3 protein-coding genes are annotated in these 3,138 nt (G+C 42.2%); all 3 read right to left on the bottom strand.

The features are described 5' to 3' along the window. Window positions 1–224: 224 nt before the first annotated feature. A complete protein-coding gene (locus KO361_03130) occupies window positions 225–887 on the bottom strand; it encodes a hypothetical protein (GenBank protein MCC7574561.1) in 663 nt (220 codons plus the stop codon). Between the two features lie 11 nt (window positions 888–898). Then, on the bottom strand, window positions 899–1,933 hold the full coding sequence (locus KO361_03125; GenBank protein ID MCC7574560.1) for a site-specific DNA-methyltransferase: 1,035 nt from the start codon (window positions 1,931–1,933) through the stop codon (window positions 899–901). Window positions 1,934–2,015: 82 nt separating this feature from the next. Beyond that, window positions 2,016–2,942 (bottom strand): site-specific integrase, encoded by a 927-nt coding sequence (locus KO361_03120; GenBank protein ID MCC7574559.1) that lies wholly within the window; start codon window positions 2,940–2,942, stop codon window positions 2,016–2,018. Window positions 2,943–3,138: the final 196 nt, after the last annotated feature.

Here is a 3,138-nt window from a genome sequence, read left to right as displayed (position 1 = left end):
TCAGTGAAAAATGGACCCATCCCATACCAGGCTGGGCGCTGATACTGGGAGACCTGATGGTATACTTCGGGGACAGAATGCAACAGAAACACTAGGACTCAACCCCGACAGTGGACTTTACACAAAATATTACGCACTCTCGGGAAATCCACTATTCTCTTTCCCCTCTCTTGCAATGCTTAATAATAGTTCTGTTGTATCATCCATCTCGTTCCCCCCATTGATTAAATTTGATATTTCGTGTTTCTCTTAACCTGATCCCACGTCAACATAACTTTTTCTCTCCTAGGTGATCCGTCGGCATTTCGAAAATCTTTTTGGAAACTACCACAAGTCGACAACACATCTTTTGTAAAATGAACAAAACGGATTTCTTCGGTTTCAAAAGAAGTTTTACGTAACCTGGAATTGTTTGTCCTTGCAACTCTTAAGATTTCGTAATTAGACAAACCCCCTTTCAGATCAGTATGCCATTCCTGAAAAGACCTGTCCTCATCGTTATATATTGCAAGCCCACAGGCTACAATAACCCCAAATTGCCCATAATCCCTTATGGCTTTTTCACAAGCTTCGGCATCATTAATAACAATATTTGAAGGTTTTCTTATGCCGCTTAGAAGATCCCCTGAAACATGAGATTTAAAATCCCAAGGTATATGATAAAAGCCATCAAAAGCAGTATTGCCATATTTGGGGTATTGGAACCTTTCAAACAAATCGGCCAGTAGTTCTTCGCACTTATACTCGAAATACCAACCTATCCATTCCATTTGTCTCCATTGTTTACCGCCACCATTTTTCATTTCCAATATCGATTCTTTTGCATCCCATCTCCTTTTTAAAGCGAGCAATTCTTTACCAATAGATTCAGAGATACTTACAAACAATTGCTTTCCTCCTAATCAATAAAAGGTTTATTTGTCCCGCGGGTCTTCTTTTGTTCTCTATTCAGTAACTTTCTTAAAGACCAGGCTCCTCTCCCGAACTCCTCGGTCATAATATTTATCGCCTCTTTTTTCGAAAATTGAGAAGTAAGAGAGTTAAACCTATTAATTACTTCTTTTATTTCAACTGATCCCCACGGACGTCCTTCATTTTTCGGAAGATCTACCAAGGGCTGTCTTAAAGTTTCAAGTAAGAAACCTTCTCGGATTTTTGAAATATCTTGTATCTGGTGATCAAAAGCATTCTTGCTGATTTCAAAACCTGTTGCTTTTCTATTCAAACCAATTGCAATCTTTGCGGTGGAAAAACTGCCAAGGAAGAGATCGCAAACAAGATCTCCTTCAGTGCTGCTGTATTGAATCATTTTTGTCAGTAATTTAGAAGGTAATTCGTTTTTGTTCTTAATTTGCCCAGGCTTATACTCTCTGTTGATTATCCACACGTCTTCGCGGTCTTGATAATTGGCTGATCCCTTTTCTCCTTCTCCCTTTTCTGTGGGACCGAAACGGCAGAACGTATTGAAAGTATGTTTGGCGCCTGGTTTGGTATAAAACAGAATGTGGTAATGCGAAGAGATATACTTCTGTTTTGTATATACCCCAAAATTGTATTTCCAAATAATGTGGTTGATTTCTTTAAGAGTTGTTGATCTCAACGCATTTAATATGTCAACAAGGTTGGTGTAACCCGATACGATATACATTGAACCACCTGGTTTAAGAATTCTCTCTGCCTGCTTAACCCATTCTTTGCTGAAATTTGCATATTCTTTTTGGGGAATTTCAACATAACCGTCAATAACAAACTCTTCTTTTCTGTTGTAATGCTTGTGGAGGGTATCACCGTTAATCCCATAGGGTGGGTCGGTGATAATCAAATCAACAGAGTTATCAGGGAAATATTTCTTGCACCCGACTATGCAATCCTCATTAAAAAATTTATTAACCAAATCAACTTTTTCCAAAATAGTATCTCCTTTTGTATCCATTTTCTGCAAAGACATATTTCCACCTCCAGAATATGTTATGTGCCAATCCTTTTCAACAGTAAAGGAATCTCAAAAAGAGTTTCTAACGTAATGCCCTTTTTTTTATTTTCCCCATCACCTTCGACACCACTCCCGCCTCAACATGCGCCTGGCGAAGATCCTCAAGGTTCAAATGCTCATAGAACCTCGATGTTGTAGCAATTGAAGCGTGCCCCAACAATCTGGCGGTCAGCACTATATTCCCTGTCTGCCTCAAGAACTCCGTAGCACAAAGATGCCTCAGCCCGTGGATCTTCAGTTTCTTGCCAGTTCTTGTGAATGCCCTGCGGATCTGCAGCCCAAAATTGGATGGTGTAAGTCTTTCTCCGGTTTCGGTAGGAAACACCCAGGAACACTTCCATTCCTCGGTGTGCAGTGCAATGAAGCGCTTTATCTCCCTTGCCACCTGGGGCGATACTGGAACAACCCTCCCTTTCTTCGCCTTGGAGGTTTCCGGCCTTACCATGAGGCATAACCCCTCATGATCGAAATCCTCGATTCTAAGGCCACACAACTCCCCTCTCCGAAGTCCCGAGTCTAGGGCAAGAAGAAACATCACCCTCATTCGCCTGTCAGTGAAACTCTTCATATCCAAAGATCCGATGAATGCCTTCACGTCTTCCAGTATTGGTATGTTTTCCCGCTTGCCGGGCATGGGAGCCTTGATTCCCTTCATAGGTTCTATTTCAAGAATTTCTTCTTCCTGAAGGAAGCGACAGAACACCTTCATAACCTTGGCCCGCGTGAACCGGGACCATGCGTTATCAGGTTCAGAGATGAAAGGCAAAAGACATTCCCTTGGTTCTTCCAAAAAGGACGGGTTTTCTTTCAGAAAAGGCATGATGATCGACTTGTACAGTTGCAGTGTTGCTTCGGCCGCTCCTTCTGCCTTTCGGATTAAGTAGAAAGCGTCAAACGCGGCAACGGCATTGCGGTACGGGGTTTTCAGAACAGCGGTTTTCCTGGACATAAAAAATCCCTCCCTTACATTTCAAGAGAGAGAGCAAAAACCAACGATGGAATTTTGGCTGTTTTGTGACCTCTTCCCTACCGGTTTTTGCATGAGAACTGGCAGTCGAAAAAGCCCACAATATCAAATGGTGGGTGGTGCAGGACTCGAACCTGCGACCTCTTCCGCGTCAAGGAAGCGTTCTTCCTCTGAACTA

This window comes from Candidatus Woesearchaeota archaeon, from assembly GCA_020854775.1.
Classification (GTDB): Archaea; Nanobdellota; Nanobdellia; order Woesearchaeales; family 21-14-0-10-32-9; genus 21-14-0-10-32-9.
The sequence above is the reverse complement of the archived record's forward strand: the minus strand, read 5'-3'. Positions and strand labels throughout refer to the sequence as shown.

Bases quoted from the DNA above. Each gene is read 5' to 3' on its own strand.
- KO361_03125 (MCC7574560.1), bottom strand. From the start codon at position 1,933: ATGGATACAAAAGGAGATACTATTTTGGAAAAAGTTGATTTGGTTAAT.
- KO361_03120 (MCC7574559.1), bottom strand. From the start codon at position 2,942: ATGTCCAGGAAAACCGCTGTTCTGAAAACCCCGTACCGCAATGCCGTT.